The sequence below is a fragment of the Rhizobium sp. S96 genome (genome assembly GCF_030382195.1).
In the GTDB taxonomy this organism is placed as follows: Bacteria; Pseudomonadota; Alphaproteobacteria; order Rhizobiales; family Rhizobiaceae; genus Rhizobium.
The window spans coordinates 377,521-396,286 of sequence record NZ_JAUDRY010000042.1 but is presented as its reverse complement, the minus strand read 5'-3'; the positions used below and the strand labels follow the sequence as shown (position 1 = coordinate 396,286).

Annotated in this window: 18 protein-coding genes; 7 read left to right on the top strand and 11 right to left on the bottom strand. The window is 61.3% G+C overall.

All coding sequences use genetic code 11. From position 1 onward, the window contains the following. The first annotated feature begins 3 nt into the window (after window positions 1–3). Entirely contained in the window at window positions 4–534 is a 531-nt protein-coding gene (locus tag QTL94_RS28055; protein WP_289803848.1) for a flavin reductase family protein, read from the top strand. A 55-nt stretch (window positions 535–589) separates the two neighbouring features. On the opposite strand, the gene QTL94_RS28050 is transcribed toward QTL94_RS28055, so the two are convergent. The 6 genes from QTL94_RS28050 to QTL94_RS28020 form a co-directional block, all read right to left on the bottom strand. Then, window positions 590–2,023 carry an aldehyde dehydrogenase family protein gene (locus tag QTL94_RS28050; RefSeq protein WP_289803847.1) on the bottom strand — a complete coding sequence of 478 codons (1,434 nt, stop codon included), beginning with the start codon at window positions 2,021–2,023 and terminating at the stop codon, window positions 590–592. A gap of 11 nt (window positions 2,024–2,034) precedes the next feature. Then, window positions 2,035–2,769, bottom strand: a complete 735-nt coding sequence (locus QTL94_RS28045) for an MBL fold metallo-hydrolase (protein WP_289803846.1) — start codon at window positions 2,767–2,769, stop codon at window positions 2,035–2,037. Window positions 2,770–2,773: 4 nt separating this feature from the next. Then, on the bottom strand, window positions 2,774–3,874 hold the full coding sequence (locus QTL94_RS28420; RefSeq protein ID WP_354666078.1) for an ABC transporter ATP-binding protein: 1,101 nt from the start codon (window positions 3,872–3,874) through the stop codon (window positions 2,774–2,776). After that, complete coding sequence (locus tag QTL94_RS28030) at window positions 3,871–4,659, bottom strand: ABC transporter permease (protein ID WP_502944207.1); 789 nt, start codon at window positions 4,657–4,659, stop codon at window positions 3,871–3,873. Before QTL94_RS28030 ends, QTL94_RS28420 begins: the two co-directional genes overlap by 4 nt. Before the next feature lie 2 nt (window positions 4,660–4,661). Continuing rightward, entirely contained in the window at window positions 4,662–5,525 is an 864-nt protein-coding gene (locus QTL94_RS28025) for an ABC transporter permease (RefSeq protein WP_289803844.1), read from the bottom strand. A 72-nt stretch (window positions 5,526–5,597) separates the two neighbouring features. Further along, entirely contained in the window at window positions 5,598–6,692 is a 1,095-nt protein-coding gene (locus tag QTL94_RS28020; RefSeq protein WP_113521949.1) for a polyamine ABC transporter substrate-binding protein, read from the bottom strand. A gap of 117 nt (window positions 6,693–6,809) precedes the next feature. On the opposite strand from QTL94_RS28020, the gene QTL94_RS28015 reads away from it, so the two are divergent. The 6 genes from QTL94_RS28015 (at window position 6,810) to QTL94_RS27990 (ending at window position 13,963) form a co-directional block, all read left to right on the top strand. Beyond that, complete coding sequence (locus QTL94_RS28015; protein ID WP_289803843.1) at window positions 6,810–7,436, top strand: TetR/AcrR family transcriptional regulator; 627 nt, start codon at window positions 6,810–6,812, stop codon at window positions 7,434–7,436. A 17-nt stretch (window positions 7,437–7,453) separates the two neighbouring features. Beyond that, the gene (locus tag QTL94_RS28010; RefSeq protein WP_289803842.1) at window positions 7,454–7,846 is read left to right on the top strand and encodes a YybH family protein; all 393 of its coding nucleotides are present in this window, start codon (window positions 7,454–7,456) and stop codon (window positions 7,844–7,846) included. Window positions 7,847–7,922: 76 nt separating this feature from the next. After that, window positions 7,923–8,969 (top strand): agmatinase, encoded by a 1,047-nt coding sequence (speB, locus tag QTL94_RS28005; protein ID WP_289803841.1) that lies wholly within the window; start codon window positions 7,923–7,925, stop codon window positions 8,967–8,969. A gap of 458 nt (window positions 8,970–9,427) precedes the next feature. Further along, window positions 9,428–11,857, top strand: coding sequence for a glucose/quinate/shikimate family membrane-bound PQQ-dependent dehydrogenase (locus QTL94_RS28000; protein WP_289803840.1), 2,430 nt, complete (start codon window positions 9,428–9,430; stop codon window positions 11,855–11,857). A 120-nt stretch (window positions 11,858–11,977) separates the two neighbouring features. Beyond that, on the top strand, window positions 11,978–12,886 hold the full coding sequence (locus QTL94_RS27995; protein ID WP_289803839.1) for a LysR substrate-binding domain-containing protein: 909 nt from the start codon (window positions 11,978–11,980) through the stop codon (window positions 12,884–12,886). 81 nt (window positions 12,887–12,967) lie between these two features. Then, the gene (locus QTL94_RS27990; RefSeq protein WP_289803838.1) at window positions 12,968–13,963 is read left to right on the top strand and encodes a Gfo/Idh/MocA family protein; all 996 of its coding nucleotides are present in this window, start codon (window positions 12,968–12,970) and stop codon (window positions 13,961–13,963) included. On the opposite strand, the gene QTL94_RS27985 is transcribed toward QTL94_RS27990, so the two are convergent. From QTL94_RS27985 to QTL94_RS27965, 5 genes are read right to left on the bottom strand one after another with little or no spacing between them, the layout of a single operon-like run. Continuing rightward, a complete protein-coding gene (locus QTL94_RS27985; protein ID WP_502944206.1) occupies window positions 13,960–14,724 on the bottom strand; it encodes a FadR/GntR family transcriptional regulator in 765 nt (254 codons plus the stop codon). The genes QTL94_RS27990 and QTL94_RS27985 overlap by 4 nt on opposite strands. Window positions 14,725–14,749: 25 nt before the next feature. Continuing rightward, the gene (locus tag QTL94_RS27980) at window positions 14,750–15,811 is read right to left on the bottom strand and encodes a four-carbon acid sugar kinase family protein (protein ID WP_289803836.1); all 1,062 of its coding nucleotides are present in this window, start codon (window positions 15,809–15,811) and stop codon (window positions 14,750–14,752) included. Further along, window positions 15,808–16,800, bottom strand: coding sequence for an ABC transporter ATP-binding protein (locus QTL94_RS27975; RefSeq protein ID WP_289803835.1), 993 nt, complete (start codon window positions 16,798–16,800; stop codon window positions 15,808–15,810). The genes QTL94_RS27980 and QTL94_RS27975 overlap by 4 nt, the downstream gene beginning before the upstream one ends. Beyond that, window positions 16,800–17,807 (bottom strand): ABC transporter ATP-binding protein, encoded by a 1,008-nt coding sequence (locus tag QTL94_RS27970; RefSeq protein WP_289803834.1) that lies wholly within the window; start codon window positions 17,805–17,807, stop codon window positions 16,800–16,802. Before QTL94_RS27970 ends, QTL94_RS27975 begins: the two co-directional genes overlap by 1 nt. Further along, entirely contained in the window at window positions 17,807–18,766 is a 960-nt protein-coding gene (locus QTL94_RS27965; RefSeq protein WP_037181816.1) for an ABC transporter permease, read from the bottom strand. The genes QTL94_RS27970 and QTL94_RS27965 overlap by 1 nt, the downstream gene beginning before the upstream one ends.

Genomic DNA, 18,766 nt, shown 5'->3' with positions numbered 1-18,766 from the left:
AAGATGGACCAGATCGCCAAGACAGGGTTTGCCGTCGATCAGTCGGCTTTCAAGATGTCGATGCGACAACTGGCGGGAGCGGTGAGCGTTATCACCGTCGGCGAGCACGATGAACGCACGGGCTTCACCGCAACGTCGGTGTCGTCTCTTTCTGCGGATGTTCCCTCCGTTATCGTCAGCGTGAACCGGACTTCGTCTTCCTGGCCCGTCCTCGAAAAGTATCGTCGCTTCTGCGTCAATGTGCTTGCCGCCGATCAGCAACATGTCGCCCAGTCCTTTGCCGGCTTCGACGGACAGCGGGGTGTCGATCGCTACACCGGCGGCAGCTGGTATCACCTTGCCACGGGCACGCCAGCGCTGAGGGACGCCTTGACGGTCCTCGATTGCGAACTCGACGCGGTGATGAACCATCACTCGCACGCGATCCTGATCGGTCGCGTCTGCGCGATCGACACCAGAGAAGACATGGAACCGCTGCTTTACTGGCGCGGGGGCTATCGCCGGCTATCAAACGGCATAGCGACGACTTCCTGAAGTTCTGGTTTGCGCGAAGGAGATGGTTCTACGCGCAAAACCGTATTCACTGCCCTCAGGCCGCGTCCGGGCGATGAAGCGTCTTGACCTCTAGGAAGTCCTCCAGACCGAACATGCCGCCCTCGCGACCGTTCCCGGACTGCTTGTAGCCGCCGAAGGGACTGCCATAGCGATGGGGGGCGCCATTAATGTGCACCATGCCGGCGCGAAGGCGTGCGGCCACGCGTTCCGCCCGCTCCGGATTGCCGGTCTGGACATAGGCGGCGAGACCGTAATTGGTGTCGTTGGCAATCGCGATCGCCTCCTCCTCGGTCTCGAACGGCATGATGGCCAGCACCGGTCCGAACACCTCCTCACGGGCGATCCGCATCGTGTTGTCGACATCCGCGAAAATCGTCGGCTTTACGAAATAGCCCGTCTCGAACCCCTCGGGCTTTCCAGCGCCGCCGACAAGCACTCTTGCGCCATCGGCAATTCCCGCCTCGATCAAGGCCTGGACGCGACCGAACTGGATATCGCTGACCAGCGGACCGATGTGTGTCCCCTCTTCCGCGGGATTGCCGACAGTAACCTCCCTGCCCACACGCTCGGCAATTTCAACAGCCTTGCCGTAAACGGACTTCTGCACGAGCAGGCGCGTTGGTGAATCACAGGACTGGCCGGAGTTGTTGAAGCACTCCAGCACGCTGCCGGTGATACGATCTTCCAGATCGGCATCCTCGAAGACGATGTTCGGAGATTTACCGCCGAGTTCCAGCGTGACGCGCTTGACGGTATCGGCGGCGTCCTTGCTGACCGCAATCCCGGCACGGGTCGAGCCGGTGAAGGACATCATCTCGACGTCCTTGTGCTTCGACAACGCGGCACCGGCATTCAGGCCGTCGCCGTTGACGAGATTGAAAACGCCGGCCGGGAACCCGGCTTCATGCACCATCTCCGCATAGAGCATGGCGTTCAGCGGCGTAAATTCGCTCGGCTTCAGGACGCAGGTCGAGCCCGTGGCCAAAGCCGGGACGACCTTGAGCGCGATCTGGTTGATCGGCCAGTTCCAAGGTGTGATCAGCCCGCAGATGCCGATCGGCTCCCGCAACAGCACATCACCGTTCGGCAGCACTTCGCGCATGGAAATGGTCTTCAGCGCGTCGATGAACCCCTGGAGATGGCCGACACCAACATCTGCCTGCTGCTCCCGGCTCATGGTCAATGGCGCGCCAAGTTCCAGCGTTATCGTCTGCGCCATTTCTTCGTAGCGGCGCTTGTAGATCGCGAGCAGCTTTTCCAAGAGCGCAAGGCGCTCTTCGACGCTGGTACGGCTGTAGCCGGCAAATGCCATCTTGGCGGCAGCAACCGCCCGATCGATATCGGCGGCGGTTCCCATGGAGATGACGGCCACCGGCTTTTCCGTGGCCGGATTCAGGACTTCCAGATCGTTGGCGGCAAGCGGCGCCACCCATTCTCCGTTGATGTAGAACTTCCGCTTGTCGAGCATGGTGTGTCCTCTCAAGACTGCTTCTGTTTTTTGTTGAGCCAATCGCTGATCAGTTGCCGGTAGCGCTCGCCGCTGAAGCTTGGAAAGTGCCCGCCATGAACAACGCGGGCCGGGATCTTCAGCAGCCGCTCCATCGATGCGAGATAGTCGTCGGCGTTGGAGTGGTACGTGTCCTCGATCAACGGCCCATCGTAAAGGATGTCGCCGGAAAACAGGATCTCGGTTTCCTTTTCCCACAAGGCGATGCCTCCTGGGGAATGGCCGGGCGTATGGATCACCTCGAACGTCCTGTCCCCGAGATCGATCACGTCGCCATCATTGAGAATGCGCGTCGCCGGCGCCTTGCGGACCGCGTAGCACTTTGAACAATAAGGCTCCGGCGGCAGGGCATCGAAGATATCGTCGGTGACGTAAGGGTCGGCAAGCGTGTTGGCCCGCGTTGGATTGGCGAGCAGGTCCGCCTCAGCGGAATGCACCGCGCGGCATTCGAATTCGTGATGGCAGCCGATATGGTCGAAATGCGTGTGGCTCGCGACGGCAATCAGGTCGCGCTCGGTGACAAGCGGCACCCATTCACGCAGGGAGACCACGCCCATGCCACTGTCGACGAGCATATCGCGGTCACGCCCCCTGATATGCCAAATGTTGCAGCGGTAAAATTCCTGAATGTAAGGCTCGGAGATCGCGGTGACGTCGTCGTCCAGACGTCGCAGCGCATACCATTTGCCGGGATCGATACGCTCCATCAGATCAGTTTCCGCCGCCATCTGCCGGCAAGGCTACGACATCGGACGCATTGACGGCAAGCACTACGCTTTGCCCTTCCGCAACGCCCACCGATTGCGGCATATGCGCGACCATCGCAAGCTCCGGCGCGGTCAAGGGTTTCAGGTGGCAGCGATAATGGGTCCCGAAAAAGGCCCCGGCGGTCACCGTTGCCTGGCCAAGCGCTGTCGCCGCCTCGGCCGCGGCGTCGCCGCGGCGGAAATGCTCCGGCCGGATGCACAAGGTCACCCTCTGCCCGTCCGTCGGAGTGGCGGCCGTGAAATTTCGGCGCGCGAGCACGATGTCGCCGATAGCTGTTTCGACCCTCGCGCTGACCGCATCGGTGGCCTTGACGATACCGGGAACGAAGTTCACCTCGCCCATGAAGCCGGCGGAAAACAGGGAACGCGGTCGCATGTAGATTTCGGATGGAGGGCCGAGGTCTTCAATGTGCCCCTGGTTCATGACGACGATCCGGTCGGCGATCGCCATTGCCTCTTCCTGGTCGTGCGTCACGTGGACGAAGGTCGTACCGACCCGCTTCTGGATCGCCTTCAATTCATCCTGCATCTGGCGGCGGAGCTTGAGATCGAGTGCACCGAGCGGCTCGTCGAGCAGCAGCACATCCGGGTCGACGGCAAGCGCCCTTGCCAGCGCCACGCGCTGGCGCTGGCCACCCGACAGTTCGTGTGGTCGCTTGTCGGCGGAGGACTTCAGGCCAACGAGGTCGAGAAAGCCTTTGGCCCGCTCTTCGCGCTCGGTCTTGGCGACACCGCGCATTCTCAGCCCGAAGCCGACATTGTCCTTGAGCTTCATATGCGGAAACAGCGCGTAGTCCTGGAACATGGTCGTCGTCGGCCGCCTGGCGGGCGGAACGTTGGTCATGTCCTTGCCGCCGATCGCGATCCGACCCTGGGTCGGCGAAAGGAAGCCGCCCAGAATGGAGAGCAGCGTTGTCTTGCCGCAGCCGGACGGTCCGAGCAGCACGATGAATTCGCCGGCTTCGATATCAAGCGACACATTGTCGAGCGCGGTGAAGGCGGCAAAGGTCTTCGTGGCGTTTGCGATGGAAACCGGAGCGGTCATGATTTCTTTGTCCTTCTGAACAGGCAGAGTTCCAGAACGATCAGCACCGTGACCGACACGAGAAACACCAGCGAGCCGATAGCATTGGTCTTTGGATTTAGGCCGGAGCGCAGCAGGCTCCAGATCTCGACGGGGAGCGTGACGTCGAAGCGAGACAGCAGAAAGGCGATGATGAACTCGTCCCAGCTGAAGGTCACTGACAGAAAGAAGGAGGCGAGCAGCGAAGGCATCAGCATCGGCGCAGTCACCAGCATCATGACCTTGAGATCGCTGGCGCCGAGATCGCGGGCGGCCCGCTCGATGTTGATGTGGTGATCACCCATCGAGGAATAAATGATGGCAAAGCAGAGCGGTAGGTTGATGACCACATGGCCGATCCCGACCGTCCAGAGAGAAAGGCCGATGCCGAGCGTATTCAGCACCGTCAGCAGTCCCAGCGCGATGATGAGGTAGCTGACCGTCATCGGCGCGATCAGCAGACCGCGCTGAAGCGCTGAACCCGGCAACTTGTAGCGGGCCAGCGCATAAGCGGCGAGAAATCCGAGAAGGCAGGCGACCAGCGACGATATGGTCGCCACCAGGAAAGAGTGAAGCAAGGCCGACATCAGCTTGCGGTCGGCGAAGACCGCCTCGTACCATTGCAGCGAGAACCCGTTAAACGGCGGCACCGGCAGACGGCCATCCTGGAATGAGAAGAGCACCAGCACCACGACGGGCAGGAAGATGAACCCGAAGATCAAAACGGCATAGGTGGTGGAAACCACCGTCGTTATCCTGTCGCGCATCGTCATGCCCTCTCGATCTTCAGCCAGCGAGCGCAGGCGATATAGGCGGCGGTTACCGCCAGCATGAGAATGATCGAGAGCGCCGCCGCCATCGGAAAGTCGGCCCGGCGTCCGAGCTGCAGCATGATGATCTGCGGCAGGACGAGCTCGTTGTTGCCGCCGAGGATCTGCGGCGTGACATAGTCGCCGATACAAAGCACGAAAGTCAGAAATGCGCCTGTCATGATGCCGGGGATCGTCAGCGGCAGGATCACGTGCCAGAAGGTCTGGAAGGCGTTTGCCCCGAGATCCGCAGCCGCGCGGCGGTAATTTGGCGGAAGCTGAACGAGATTGGCATAGATCGTCAGTGTCAGGAGCATGACAAAGAAGTGCACAAAGCCGATGACTGTCGCGGTGCGATTGCTGGCGAGTTCCAGCGGCTCGCTGATCAAGCCGCTCTGCATCAAGGCCTGATTGATGACACCATTGCGGGACAATACCAGCAGCCACGAATAGGAACGCACGACATAGGATGTCCAGAACGGGAGCACGGCGAGGATGAGTGCCGTTCGCTGGAAACGCTGCGGCACGCGTTCGGCAATGATCCAGGCAAGCGGATAGGCCAGGAGGACCGAAAGGACGGTAACGATTGCCGTTATCTCTAGCGAATTCGTCAGGCCTTTGAACAGCGCGCCCTTTTCGAAGAAGGCGATATAGTTGCCGAGGCTCCAAACCCGCACGATGGAACCGCCCTGCTGGGCCCAAAGGCTCATCGCCGCCATGAAAAGGAAGGGTGCCACGAAGAAGGCAAGCGTCCAAAGAAGCGCAGGCGCAACGAAACCCCACGCCTTGCGACGCTCCGTATATTCAAGGGAAAGGCTGGCCATGCCAAAACTCCGTCCTGCCTCTCCCGCCTGGCGGGAGAGGGTCATGGTAAGGCGTTGCGGAAAGATCGATGCTTACTGCTGCAGCATCTCGGTCCAGACATCCTGCATCTTGGCGTCGAGTTCGGCGCTCGGAATTGGATAGAGCTGGGTGCGCTTCAGATAGTCTGCCTGTTCGTTCCAGCGCAGTGCTGTCTTCTGCTCATCGGTCAGGTGCGCGCCGGCCTTCTCGTTGGCAGGCATTGCCCAGTAGCATGAGGAGGTCGCCAGCCGTGCCTGGCCTTCCGGGCTGACGATATACTGCACGAACTTGAGCGCCAGGTCCTTCTTGGTTGAGTCTTTCATGACGCCGATCGACTGCGCCCAACGCACGGCACCCTGATCAGGAATGACCCAGTCGAGGTTGGGCTTGTCCTTGACCAGACCGGCGGTCAGCCATTCTCCACCGCCGAAGACGATATCGACTTCGCCCGTGGCCAACGCCGTCTGCGACGAGACGACATCGCTCACCTGCTTGGAGTTTTTCTTCAGCGCGAACAGCTTGTCCTTGATCGCCGGCATGTCGGCGTCCTTCAGGTCGGCCGTGGCCTTTCCGAGATCGATGCCAGTCAGGCCGATCATCGGCAGGTAATAGTCGTAGACTGCAATGCGGCCCTTGTACTTGTCGGACCAGAGCTTCGACATGTCCTTCATGTCAGCCGGATCGACCTTGGTCTTGTCGTAGGAAACCGTGTTGTAGCCGAACTTTTCGGTAACAGCGTAAGTCTTGCCGTCCCGCGTGTTGTTGGCCTCCATCCTGACCTCGGGAAAGAGGTCCGCATTCGGAAGAGCGTCCGCCGGGATCTCGGCGAGAATGTCCTTGTCGACCGCGCGCTGGACATCAACGCCATCGATGACGAGAACATCCCAATCACCAGGACGGGACTGGTCGATGATCGACAGCCCCGCACCCGTACCCTCGTATTCCTTGAGATTGACCTTGACGTTGTTGGCCTTCTCGAACGGCTCGATCAGCGCGGGATCGGTGTGATCGCACCAGACGAGCGCATTCAGCTCCTCCTGGGCGAAGACAGGCGCGGGCGCCAAGGCCGCGGATGCCGCACCGAGCGAGAGCACGGCGACGGATGACAGGAATTTGCGCGCAAATGCGCCTGGAAACGCTTGGATCATGATGTTGCCCTCTGGTCAGCGACGCTCGTCTTGGCGCCTTCACAAAAAGATTGAATGAGTTCATTTTTTAAGTCAATATGAATTTTGAGGGTATTCATAATTTGAAGAGAGCTGCAAATGACAGGGCTGCGCGCAAGGCAGAAAGCTGATCGGAATCGCCGCATTCTGGAAGCCGCCACGGGCCTTTTTCGCGAGGTCGGCTACGACAGCGCACGTATCGAGGACATCGCCGAGCGCGCCGAGGTTTCTGTCGGAACCTTCTACAATTACTATGAGAACAAGGGCGATATCCTCGTGGCTGCGGTCTCGATGGAAGTCGAGGAGGTTCTGGAATCCGGCAAGGCGATCGTCGAGAACCCGCCATCGGCCACGCTCGACGCGCTGCAGGCACTGATCGGCCAATATTTCGATCACTCGCTGGTCTATCTGAGCAAGGAGATGTGGCGAACGGCGATGGCCACCTCGATCCAGCAGCCGGACAGTCCCTTCAGTCGTCGCTACACCGAACTCGACGGCCGGCTCTGCGACCAGGTTTCCATGCTGATGCATAAGCTGCAGCTGCGCGGCGCCGTTATGCCAGGGATCGATGCGGTCGCCGTGGGCCAATTGGCCTTCAACAACCTCAACATGATGTTCATCGAATTCGTGAAGGACGAGGCGATGACGTTGGAAACGCTGAAAGAACGTGTCGCGCGGCAAAATCGCCCGCTCGCACTCCTGATCAGCAGTCCCAGAATTCAATAAAAACACGGGAGATAGGGATGGAACAGCAACAACAAGCCGTGCTCGCGGCGGCCGATCGGCTTGTCGACGCTTTCGGGCGGCATGATCGCGAAAGCTACTTCGCGGCATTCGCGCCTGAAGCAACATTCGTTTTTCACAATCTGGATCGGGCATTGCATAGCCGCGCGGAGTACGAGGCAGAGTGGGAACTGTGGGAGACCAGAGATGGCTTTCGCGTGCGCGGGTGCCGTTCGAGCGACCGCCATGTCCAATTGGCCGGACCAGTCGCCATCTTTACCCACAGCGTGGAAACAGACCTTTCATTCAACGGCGAGCCGACCACGAGCACGGAGCGAGAGACGATCGTTTTTGAACAGCAGGCAAGTGGCAAGTGGCTTGCGATCCACGAGCACCTGTCGCCGCGCGCCTGACATCCGCGACCCAAGACACCACCTGAATTCGACTGACCAGACGTGCTAAGTACAGCTTAGAAGAAGGATTAAGTGCATGGTTGATTTGAAGAAGCACCTGGAAGAGCTGCGCAGCAGGTTCGCAGACAGCGCCGAGTTCTTCGATCCGCGGTTTCGCAAGGTTGCAGAGAAGATCTTCAAGGGCGGTACGCGCGCCGCCCCTTATTCCGGCATTTCGACCTTTGCCGGCCTGCCCTATCGCGAGGTGGATTTCTCGGCTCCCGATTTCGGCGATCTGCAGGTTGCAGCGATCGGCGTTCCGATGGATCTCGGGGTCAGCAACCGCCCGGGCTCACGTTTTGGACCGCGGGCCGTTCGCGGCGTCGAGCGGATCGGCCCCTACAATCACGTCCTTGATTGCGCCCCGGCCTACGACCTGCGGGCAGCCGACATCGGCGATGTGCCGTTCGGGAGCCGCTACCGGCTCGAGCAATGCCACCAGAATATCGAAGCCGCCATCGGCAAGATCGTCGAAGCAGGCGTCATCCCGGTTTCGGTCGGCGGCGATCACTCGATCACCCACCCGATTCTGAAGGCAGTTGGCGCAAAGCGGCCGGTTGGACTGATTCATATCGATGCACACTGCGATACCGGTGGACCGTTCGATCAGACGAAGTTCCACCATGGCGGGCCGATGCGCAACGCAGTGCTCGACGGTGTCCTCGATCCGACCAGAACCATACAGATCGGCATCAGAGGCTCCTCGGAATACCTGTGGGAATTCTCCTATGAGTCGGGAATGACCGTCATTCACGCCGAGGAAATTTCCGGCATGGGCATACCGGCGGTTATCGAAAAGGCGCGGAAGATCGTAGGCGACGGCCCAACCTACCTGTCCTTCGATATCGACAGTCTCGACCCGGCCTTTGCACCTGGCACAGGAACCCCCGAAGTCGGCGGACTGACCAGCCGAGAAGCGTTGGAGCTCCTTCGCGGGCTCCGGGGCCTCAACTTCGTCGGCGGAGACGTTGTGGAGGTCGCGCCGCAATACGACAGCACCACCAATACCGCCCAGGCAGGCGCGCAGGTTCTGTTCGAGATTCTGAGCCTGCTGGTTTTCAGTCCGGCGCTTGCGACGCGCTAACAAAACCGTGATCGAAACAATGCGCGCCGCCGGGACTCTCTCGGCGGCGCGACAGTATTCCTACCGGTAACGTTGCAGTAGCCGATGCGGCGCCGAAATAGCCGCGGCCGCCCCAAACACCAATCCTGAGGGCTAACAATTAGCCCTTGCCACCGCGTTTCGGCGGACGATATACCCCCTGCAGGGTTGGAGACGTTAAGGTGCTGTCTCCTGCCGGCGCCTGATGCGTGAATATGTCGAACGCAGGTAGGACGAAACTGATGGCATTTTGTTACGCTCGTGATTGCCTGTCGAGCACACCTTCCCGCACGAGTGAAATGCCGCTCGCTTGCCAAGCGAGCTTACGCTGCAGGACGAAACTCAGTTCCATTTGCTGTCCATCCGATTACTAAACCGCGCGGCGAACCTGCGCGACAAACAGCTCGTTCTCGTTCGCCGGCATCCAATGGGGCTATTCCGTGGATAACTCACCCAAATCACCATCATTGCTCGGCCGCCTGTGGCTATTTCTTCTGGGCGCAATCATCACGATTGCCGGCCTTTTCTTTGCCATCGGCGGCGGCAAGCTCGCCTCGCTTGGAGGCAGCTGGTATTTCTTGCTCGCCGGCATCGGCCTCATCATCTCCGGCCTCCTGATCGTTCGTCGCAGACCGGCAGGTGCTTTGCTGTTCGGTCTCGTCTTTGTCCTTACCGCCATCTGGGCGGTGTGGGATGCAGGACTTGAGTTCTGGCCGCTCATTTCGCGACTGTTCGCGATCGGTGTCGGCGCCGTTGTGGTCGCCCTCTCCTTCCCACTGCTGCGTCGCTCGGTCGGTCGCACGCCTGCTTATGGCGCGTCCTTCGTCCTCGCCGCCATTCTGGCCGTTGGCTCCGCTGCAGCCTTTGTCGGCATGTTCATTCCTCATCCCACGGTAATGGCAACGGCTGCCCCGACTTTGACGCCCGTCTCGCCTGACAAGGAACAGAAGAACTGGGAGAGCTACGGCAACACCCCCGGGGGCAGCCGGTTTGCAGCGCTTGACCAGATCAACCGCGACAACGTCTCCAAGCTGCAGGTCGCCTGGACGTACCACACCGGCGATATCCCGATCAGCCCGGGCGCCAACGGCGCCGAGGACCAGGAAACCCCGCTACAGGTCGGCGACACCGTATTCCTTTGCACGCCGCACAACAACGTGATCGCCCTCGACGCCGACACCGGCAAGGAAAAGTGGAAGACGGAGATCAACGCGAAATCATCCGTCTGGATGCGTTGCCGCGGCCTCGCCTATTTCGACGCCACGCGATCGCTCGAGCAGCCGACGGCACCGGGCTCCAGTCCCGTCACGCAAGTGACAGTCGCGCCGGGCGCGCTTTGCGAACGCCGGATCCTGATGAACACCATCCAGGCGGAACTGATCGCGATCGATGCCGATACCGGCAAACTCTGCGAAGACTTCGGCAACAAGGGGCGTGTCGACCTGAAAGTCGGCATGGGCGACGCACCTGATCCCAACTACGTGCTGACATCGGCACCGACGCTTGCCGGCACTACGGTCGTCGTCGGCGGCCGCGTCGCCGATAACGTCAGTGTCGATATGCCTGGCGGCGTCATGCGCGGCTTCGACGTCGTCACCGGTCAACTGCGTTGGGCCTTTGACCCCGGCAATCCAGACATCACATTGCTGCCGCCTGCCGGCAAGAGCTACACGCGCTCGACCCCGAACGTGTGGGCGGCCATGTCCTACGATCCGGCTTCCAATACGGTGTTCATGCCGGTCGGCAGCCCCTCGGTCGACCTGTGGGGCATTACGCGCACAGCGCTTGATCACAAGTACGGCGCATCCATGCTCGCTCTCGATGCCACGACGGGCCGCGAGAAATGGGTGTTCCAGACCGTTCATAACGACCTGTGGGACTTCGACGTCCCGATGCAGCCGACGTTCATCGACTTCCCGGGCAAGGACGGTTCGACGGTACCTGCGCTCGTCTTTGGAACCAAGGCCGGCCAGCTCTACGTATTGGACCGCGCAACCGGCAAGCCGCTGACAGAGGTCCAGGAACAGCCGGTTAGACCAGGCACGATCCCCAATGAACCATACGCCCCGACGCAGCCGCGTTCGGTTGGAATGCCGCAGATCGGTGCCCAAACCCTGACTGAGGCCGACATGTGGGGCGCCACCCCGTTCGACCAGTTGCTGTGCCGCATCGCCTTCAAGGGCATGCGCTACGATGGGCTGTATACGGTACCGGACACCGATATCTCCCTCAGCTTCCCGGGTTCGCTCGGCGGCATGAACTGGGGCGGATTGTCTTCCGATCCGAACAGCAACTACATCTTCGTCAATGACATGCGGCTTGGCCTCTGGATTCAGATGGTCCCGGCCGACCCGAAAAGCACTGCGACCAACAGCGGTGGCGAAAGCGTCAACACCGGGATGGGCCTCGTTCCGATGAAAGGTACGCCTTACGCAGTCAACAAGAACCGCTTCCTGTCGCAGTTGGGTATTCCGTGCCAGAAACCACCATTCGGCACGATGACGGCCATCGACGTGAAGACCCAGAAGATCGCCTGGCAGGTTCCAGTGGGCACCGTTCAGGACACCGGGCCGCTGGGGATCAAGATGGGATTGCCGATCCCGGTCGGCATGCCGACGCTGGGCGGCACGCTGGCAACGCAGGGCGGACTGGTGTTCATCGCCGGAACGCAGGATTATTACCTGCGCGCCTTCAGCTCGGCGACCGGTGAGGAAGTCTGGAAGGTACGCCTGCCAGTCGGCAGCCAGGGCGGCCCGATGACCTACAAGTCACCCAAGACCGGCAAGCAATACGTCGTCATCTCCGCCGGTGGCGCGAGACAGTCGGACGATCGGGGTGACTATGTAATCGCCTACGCGCTTCCGAACTGAAGCAACGAGACCATCGATGGGGGCCGCACCTGCTGGCCCCCATCCGACCCCGGCACGGTTGACTCGGCACGAGCCACAGCCGAAAACGCAGGAAGGCATGTTCCGGACTGCGAATTCCTCATGACAGATAAGCGCCCTACCCTCCCACCGCTCAATGCACTGAGAGCCTTCGACGCGTTGGCGCGGTGCGGAAGCCTGCGAGCGGCGGCAAACGATCTGGGTGTCGTGCCCGGCGCCGTGCGCCAACAGCTTTCCAGCCTGGAAGAACATTTCGGCGTGCCGCTCTTCAATCGAGATGGTGGACGCGTCAGCCTGAACGATACCTCACGCCGGCTTGCGGACGCCGTCGGTGTCGCCTTCGCGATCATCGCGAGGGCTGCCGACGAAGTAACGCCGCAGGGGCAGCGATCGAAGCTCAGGGTCGGCGTTCCCATGCCGATGGCAGCAGCATGGTTCATACCGCGGCTTCCTCGTATTCTGGCGGACGTGAAATCGCTTGAAATTCAGGTGGTTCCCGTCCCGGTTAGTCTGAGCCTGACGGATGCGGCGGATATCGACGCGCTGATCGCCGGCGGCGAATACAGGCCCTTGCCCGACATCTCTGCCACGCAATTCATGAACGACGAGTTTGGACCGGTCGGAAGCCCGGAGGCGATCGCGCAACTTGGCCCCGGTCTCGACGCCGGAACGGCCATCATTGCCAGGGACGTAAGCTACCTGTGGGACGACTGGTTCCGTGAAAGCGGCACCACGCCCGTGCGCTTTCAGAGGCGTACCGAATTTAACGACCTGATGCTTGCAATCAGCGCCGCCAAGGCGGGGCTTGGCCTGACCATCGCCCCGCGAGCATCAATCGAAGCGGATCTAGCCGCGGGCACGTTGATTGCGCCCTTCGGTTTCTGCGCCCGGCCCGCCGGCTATCGTCTTTGCTGCCGGGCGGTGGACCGCGATCGTAAGGCGATTGTCGCGTTGCGCGCCTGGCTCGTTGCCGAAGGGAAAGCAGCAAATCTGCACGTGGCGACACTTTAATGTCCCTGTGCGAGAGCGCCACGAATTGGTTATGACGCTTTGACGGCAACCGGGCCAATGGGCCATGAAAGGCGATATTGTATGCTGCGCTGGGGTATTCTGGGAACGAGCTTCATCTCCCATACGGTCGCTGATGCCATCAGCGCCAGCGATGGCTCGCAAATCGTCGCGGTTGCCGGTCGCGATCCCGGGCGTTTGGCCGAGTTTGCAGACCAGCACGCAATCGCCAGGCGCTATTCGACTGTGGACGCCATGGTGGACGATCCGGATATCGACGTCGTCTATGTTGGCCTGCCCAACAATGTCCACCACGAGGCGGTCATCAAGGCTGCGGCAAAAGGAAAGGCCGTGCTTTCCGAGAAATCACTGACGACGACGATGGCCGAGGCGCAAGCTCTGGCCGCCGCAGTCCGTCAATCGAGGATCTTCTTCCTCGAGGGGCTGATGTATCTCAGCCATCCCATCATTGCCGAGCTCGGCGGCATCATACGGTCGGGACGACTTGGGACCGTCCGCTCGATCGCCGGCCTCTATGCCGCCGACATCTGGAAGCTCGTCAATCCTCTCGGCAAGGGCACGCTTTACAACTTGGGCTGCTATCCAGCATCATTGCTGCAATACGTCGTTCAGACTGCCTTCGGTCCGCAGGCTTTCGCGGATCGCTCGATATCCGGTCACGGCAATATCTCATCGCATGATGGCAACATCTGCGATGCTTCCCTGTCTATCCGCTTCGGCAATGGGACGCTCGCCACGCTGCAGTCGACGGACAGTTACGGCATGTCCTTCGACTTCGTCGTGCGAGGCGACCTTGGATCAGTGCGCTTCCGGACAAACCCATGGCTGCCGACCGCCGGCGACAATATCCTGGAGATCGAGGATTATGGCCGACCGTCCGAGCAGATCCGTGTTCCGTCCGATTTCGACGCGTTCGGACAGCAGGTCCGCCTAGTCGAGCGATGCATTGCAGAGGAATTGAAGGAAGCACCTCGCCCCTCTCCACGCCTGACCGATTCCATCGAAATCATGGAATTGCTGACCGAATGGGAAAACGCGGTCCGGGCGCCTGCCACCTAGAACGACAGGTCGAGCGCGCGCCCTTCGAAGAGGCGATCCCTCGAGCCTTCAAGGTGGGACTGCATCAGATTGCGAGCGTCATCCGACCGGCCTTCGGCAATCGCCTTGTAGATCGCGTTGTGCTCCTGAAAGACCTGCTCGAGACCGGGACGCGGCCCCAGCAGCGAAAGACCGTGCAGATGCATGCCAACCGCGATATGCGCCTTCAACGCATCGATCGAGGCGGTATAGTAGTGATTGTTCGCCGCTTCCGTGACCGCACGATGGAAGTTGAAATCGGCGTCGGTCCGATGCAGCTGATGGCTGGTCGCTTCACGTAGGTCGGCTAGCGCCGCAGCAATCTTCTGGATCGCTGCCTCGTCTCGTCTCTTGGCCGCGAAATAGGCGGCAGCCGGTTCGATCGTCAGGCGGAACTCATAGCAGCGCTGGATATCCGCGATGGTCTTGACCGGTGAATAGGACAGCTGCGTCGTCGGCGAACCGTGCGCGCTGACGAAGGTGCCCGCACCCTGCCGTGCATAGACCATCCCTTGGTCGCGCAACCGAGCCAAGGCATCGCGAACGATCGGGCGGGAAACGCCAAGCAGCGAGGCAAGCTCGTGTTCGCCCGGAAGGCGCGAATCCGGCGGATAGTTACCGGACTTGATGCGCTCCAGCAGCTGATCGAAGACACGATCGACCAGCTTGACGGCTTTGCCGCGCTCCGGCTTTACCGCCGCTGTCACTTGCGCGCCTGCCGATGCGCCATTTGCTTCGTCCACTTTCATTCTCCCCGCGGACATCGTCTCACGCCGCCTGATTCTGCGGTATCAGTCTTAGCAAACTCTCGGAATTCCCAAAGCCCCCGGACTTGACCGCACAGCGGATGCTCACGCCATTCGATAGCGTCACACTGAACCACGGAATCCCCGCCTCGATCTCGCCCTTCGGAAGGAGGACACGAACACCGAGCGCCTGGAAAACAGCAAGAGCCGTATCACCGCCGCCAACCATCAGCATTTCCGGATCAGTGGCTTCTATTGCAGATTTTACACCTTGCGCAAAGCGCTCCGCAACTGCCGCGGCATCGTCATTGATCTCTCCGGTGCAACGCAGCAGGACGGGCAGGTTCAATTCGCCGGTATATGCTAAGGCTCCCATCGGCGCATCTACGCTGGTGCGCAGAACCCCCGCAGCCTCCAGCTTTGCCATCTGGGCAGCTGTAATCGGGTCGCGCGAGCCGAAGGCAAAGACCGTGTCGCTGGCTGGCTGGAACGGCAATCTGACCGCGCCGGGGCGCGTTATCCTGCGCGCGAGCGCGCTGCCAAGGCCACGGGCACCAACGGCAAGCGCCCCGGCCCAGTCGTGTTCGGCCACCAGACGATCGAGGTCTCCGTCACTCTCAGCATCTGCGACAAGAACAGTCTCGCGCCGACCGCGAAAGAGATCGCCGATGGCGAGTGGCTGATCGACGCCGCGGCCTACGACCTGACCATTTCGTGTGTAGCGCTCTTGGTCAGGAATAGCTGGCGCGACCACGATTTCGCGACGACCGAAAGCTGCGGCCAGAACCGCGCCTTCAGCTGCCACGTTACCTTTTAGCCGCGAATCGATCTTCTTCATGACGATATCGGGAGAGGCGGCAAGAAGCGCGCTGGCCGCGAGGCCCACTCTTCCTGCCGCTTCCTCCTCCGGGAGAGCCCGCGAAGCAGTGTTGACGACAACGACATCACACGCCGTCGCCAGTGCCTCGGATATGGCTTCGACATTGATCGCGACGGCCACAGACAGACCGGCATCAACGAACGGGGTTCCCGTGTCGAGCGCGCCGGTCAAATCGTCGGCGATGATCGCGACCTTCAGCGTCATGCAGTCTGTCCCGTGTTGACCGCGTGGCAGGCGACGAGGTGGCCGGGCTTGGCTTCCTTCCACTCCGGCACGACCTTGCTGCAAACATCCATGGCGATCGGGCATCGCGAATGGAAGCGGCAGCCGCTCGGCGGATTGAGCGGGCTCGGCACGTCGCCCTGCAGGATCTGGCGTGTGCGGGTGCGCTCAAGTTCCGGATCGGTTTCCGGCACGGCCGACAACAACGCCCTCGTGTAAGGGTGCAGCGGGTTCTCGAACAGCTCCTCGCGGGTCGCGAGCTCCGCCAGGCGGCCGAGATACATAACGCCGACGCGTGTGCTGATATGGCGCACGACGGCGAGGTCGTGGGCGATGAAGAGATAGGTCAGGCCGTATTTTTCCTGCAGATCGAGCAGCAGGTTGATGATCTGCGCCTGGATCGACACGTCGAGCGCCGATATTGCCTCGTCGCAGACGATGAACTTCGGCTGACAGGCAAGCGCGCGGGCAATGACGACACGCTGGCGCTGGCCGCCGGAAAGCTCATGCGGATAGCGCTGCGCGAAGCGGGTCGGCAGGCCGACATCGGTCAGAAGTGCTGCGACGCGGTCCTTCAGCTCGGCCTTGGTGCAGAGCTTGTGGAAGAGGATCGGCTCGCCGACGGCCTCGCCGATCGTCATGCGCGGGTTGAGCGTCGAATAGGGATCCTGGAAGACGATCTGCAGGTCGCGGCGGAAGGGCCGCATCTGCTTTTCGTCCAGCGTCGCCAGATCCTGGCCCTTGTAGACGACCTTGCCTGAGGTCGCCTTGTAGAGGTTGAGGATGGTGAAGCCGGTCGTCGACTTGCCGCAGCCGGATTCACCGACGAGCGAGAGCGTCTCACCCTCCATGATGTCGAGATTGACGTTGTCGAGCGCATAGACTGTCGCCGAGCGTTCGCCGAAGGCGCCGAGCTTGACGTGGAAATGCTTGACGAGGTTTTCGACCTTGAGCAGCGGTTGGGCACCCATCACGCGGCCTCCTGCATTTTCTGGACGACGAAGCAGGCGGTGCGGTGGTTTCCGGCGCCTGAAATAGGCTCAAGTTTCGGCACGCGCTCGTGGCAGACGGCTTCCGCCAGCGGACAGCGCGGAGCAAAGGGGCAACCCTTAGGACGACGGCCGGGCTCCGGCGGCGTGCCGCCGATCGAGCTGAGGCGGCTTGCCGGCGCGTCCGACAGCTTCGGGATGGAGGCCAAGAGGCCGCGCGTATAGGGATGGCTCGGGCGAGCGTAGAGCTCGTCGACCGGTGCATCCTCGACCACGGTGCCGGCATAGAGCACGGCGACGCGGTCGACGAGACCGGCGATTAGCGCCAGGTCATGGGTGATCCAGACGACGGACATGCCAAGCTTGGCGCGCAGGTCCTTCACCAGATCAACGATCTGCGCCTGGATGGTGACGTCGAGCGCCGTGGTCGGTTCGTCGGCGATCAGGAGTTTCGGATTGCAGGCAAGGCCGATCGCGATCATCACGCGCTGGCGCATGCCGCCGGAGAGCTCGTGCGGATAGGCCTGCAACCGTTCTTCCGGGCCTGGGATACCGACGAGGCGCAGCAATTCGACGGCGCGGGTGCGCGCTTCGGCCTTCTTCATGCCGCGGTGATAGATCAGCGGCTCGCAGATCTGGTCGCCGATGCGCATGACCGGGTTGAGCGACGTCATCGGGTCCTGGAAGACGAAGCCGATATCGCCGCCGCGCACCTTGCGCAGCTCCTTGTTCGACATCTTCTGCAGGTCGTGGCCATTGAAGCTCGCCGAGCCCTTGGTGACCTTGATCTTGTTCGGTAGCAGCCGCATCAGGCTCAGCATCGTCAGGCTTTTGCCGCAGCCGGATTCGCCGACGACGCCGAGCGTCTCGCCCTTGTTGACGTGGAGGTCGATACCATCGACCACGACCGCCGGGCCGTTCCTGCCGTCGATCTCGACGGTCAGGCCGCGGACATCGAGCAGTTTCTCATTGGATCGCGTCGTGTTCATTATTTGGAACCCCGCGGATTGAGTGCGTCGTTGAGGCCATCGCCGAGGAAGCTGAAAGCGACCGAGGCAAGGCCGAGGACGGCGGCCGGGGCGGCCAGCAGGTGCGGATAGTGCTGCCAGACACGCAGGCCGTCGGAGATCATGTTGCCCCAGCTGGGCGTGGGCGGATTGACGCCGACGCCGAGGAAGCTGAAGGCGCTCTCCAGAACCATGGCCGTTCCGAGACCGGCGCTAACCGAGACGATCAGCGGGCCAAGCGCATTCGGAATGACGTAGCGCTTCATGATGATCCAGTTCGACAGACCGAGCGCCTGGGCGGCGGTGATATAGGGACGGCTGCGGATCGACAGGACCTGGGCGCGCACGAGGCGCGCATAGGGCGGCCAGGAGATCAGCGCCATCGAGCCGAAGACCAGCATGAAATCGACCCATACGGTCTGGCGGTAGAAGGGATTGAGGGTCGCAAGATACTGCGCTTCCATCCACTTGGCGATCGGCGCCTTGAGCGAGGCATTGATGACGACGACGAGCAGCAGGTTCGGGACAGACATGGTCATGTCGGTCAGCCACATGATGACGCGATCGAACGGGTTGCCGAAGAAGCCGGCGATGGCGCCGAGCAGGGTGCCGATGAAGACCGCGATGACGGTGACGATGACAGCCACAAGGAAGGCCGTGCGTGTGCCAAAGACGACACGGCTGAAGACGTCGCGACCAAGATCGTCTGTACCGAAGAGATGCGTAAGCGACGGAACGGCGTTGCGGGCCTGCAGATCCTGGCTCAGATAGTCATAGGGCGTCAGATAGGGGCCGAAGATCGCGGTGAAGGCCAGGATGAGCACGACTGCGAGACCGAAGACGGCGAGCTTGTTGCGCTTCAGGCGGTACCAGGCGTCGCGCCACAGGCTGACGGGGGCCTCTTCCTGTTGTGCGACGGGAGAGAGAGGGATAGCGGACAT

Coding starts and splice junctions, on each gene's coding strand:
- QTL94_RS28055 (WP_289803848.1), top strand. CDS start 4: ATGGACCAGATCGCCAAGACAGGGTTTGCCGTCGATCAGTCGGCTTTC.
- QTL94_RS28050 (WP_289803847.1), bottom strand. CDS start 2,023: ATGCTCGACAAGCGGAAGTTCTACATCAACGGAGAATGGGTGGCGCCG.
- QTL94_RS28045 (WP_289803846.1), bottom strand. CDS start 2,769: ATGGAGCGTATCGATCCCGGCAAATGGTATGCGCTGCGACGTCTGGAC.
- QTL94_RS28420 (WP_354666078.1), bottom strand. CDS start 3,874: ATGACCGCTCCGGTTTCCATCGCAAACGCCACGAAGACCTTTGCCGCC.
- QTL94_RS28030 (WP_502944207.1), bottom strand. CDS start 4,659: ATGCGCGACAGGATAACGACGGTGGTTTCCACCACCTATGCCGTTTTG.
- QTL94_RS28025 (WP_289803844.1), bottom strand. CDS start 5,525: ATGGCCAGCCTTTCCCTTGAATATACGGAGCGTCGCAAGGCGTGGGGT.
- QTL94_RS28020 (WP_113521949.1), bottom strand. CDS start 6,692: ATGATCCAAGCGTTTCCAGGCGCATTTGCGCGCAAATTCCTGTCATCC.
- QTL94_RS28015 (WP_289803843.1), top strand. CDS start 6,810: ATGACAGGGCTGCGCGCAAGGCAGAAAGCTGATCGGAATCGCCGCATT.
- QTL94_RS28010 (WP_289803842.1), top strand. CDS start 7,454: ATGGAACAGCAACAACAAGCCGTGCTCGCGGCGGCCGATCGGCTTGTC.
- speB (WP_289803841.1), top strand. CDS start 7,923: ATGGTTGATTTGAAGAAGCACCTGGAAGAGCTGCGCAGCAGGTTCGCA.
- QTL94_RS27995 (WP_289803839.1), top strand. CDS start 11,978: ATGACAGATAAGCGCCCTACCCTCCCACCGCTCAATGCACTGAGAGCC.
- QTL94_RS27990 (WP_289803838.1), top strand. CDS start 12,968: ATGCTGCGCTGGGGTATTCTGGGAACGAGCTTCATCTCCCATACGGTC.
- QTL94_RS27980 (WP_289803836.1), bottom strand. CDS start 15,811: ATGACGCTGAAGGTCGCGATCATCGCCGACGATTTGACCGGCGCGCTC.
- QTL94_RS27975 (WP_289803835.1), bottom strand. CDS start 16,800: ATGGGTGCCCAACCGCTGCTCAAGGTCGAAAACCTCGTCAAGCATTTC.
- QTL94_RS27970 (WP_289803834.1), bottom strand. CDS start 17,807: ATGAACACGACGCGATCCAATGAGAAACTGCTCGATGTCCGCGGCCTG.
- QTL94_RS27965 (WP_037181816.1), bottom strand. CDS start 18,766: ATGTCCGCTATCCCTCTCTCTCCCGTCGCACAACAGGAAGAGGCCCCC.